The organism is Myxococcus sp. AM009, from assembly GCF_013372605.1.
Lineage (GTDB): Bacteria > Myxococcota > Myxococcia > Myxococcales > Myxococcaceae > Myxococcus > Myxococcus vastator.
Window position 1 is genome coordinate 1 of record NZ_JABXEP010000357.1, and the last position, 999, is coordinate 999.

A 999-nucleotide genomic window follows, 5' to 3' on the forward strand; every position below is an offset into this window, starting at 1 on the left:
ACGGTGAAGCCCTCAGCCGTCATCGCCACCGACTCCACGCTCCCGAGCGCCGCGTACCGGTAGCCCGCCTGCACCTCGACGTTCAGCGCCGCCTGTGCGGAGCCGGGCAGCCTGGGCGCCTTCGCCGCCAGCCCCGCCGTGTTCCCGATGGCCGCCGTGGCCAGCATGACGAAGATGCGCGCGGCGCTCTCTCCGAGCACCTCGCCGTAGTCCTCCCCCGCCGCGCTGAGCTGCTCGAAGGTCGTGGCCCGGTCCACCTGGCGCACCAGGGCAATCCACCCGTCCAGCAAGCGCCACACCGTGTCCACGCCCAGGTAGGCAATGGCGACGGCGGTCAGGGTGGCCGCCACGCCCTTGCTCACGGGCTCGGGCAGCGACCAGAGGAGCAGGTACATGCTGACGGAGGCACTCACCGTCGCCAGCAGCGCCTGTGGGTCGGCCATGTCGCGAAGCGCCTCGGCCGTCTCGGCCCACACCGAGTCCATGGCGATGGCCATCGCCAGCGTGTACTTCCCATCGCTCGCCAGCAACGGGCCTTCATCCAACAGTCGAAGACAGTCACCCGGCTGCCGCTTCCGCGCGCACCATCGGCCGTAGTCGCGCGTCAGTTCTTCGTCCGCGTAAGCCATCAACAAGCGGGGGCCGTCCGCGCGCTCCTCCATGGGAATCAGCCGCTGGCTTCGGCGTTCGTATGCGTAGACGCCACTCCTGACCGGCACCCTGAAGCGGTGTCGCGCATCGCGCAGGGGATGCAGCGAAGGCTCCACCTCCCGCGCCAAGGACACCACGGCGGCCTCGAACGCTTCGTCGTCGAGCTCCACGGAACCGGCGCCTTCCACGCCGCGCGGTGTGTGTACGATGGGCGCCGCGGTTCCCGTGTCCAGCCGAACCACACGCACCGTCGAGCACGCGGGCCCGATGAGCAGCAGCAAGAACACCCAAATCAGTCGCATCGGCACCCCGTGGCCTCGAGTCCATGCGAGGCGCCCCGTCAAACCT

Annotated in this window: 1 pseudogene; it reads right to left on the reverse strand. The window is 69.7% G+C overall.

The features are described from left to right. Positions 1-953 (reverse strand): annotated as a pseudogene (locus HV824_RS35850) (hypothetical protein); the annotation flags it as partial. Positions 954-999 lie beyond the last annotated feature (46 nt).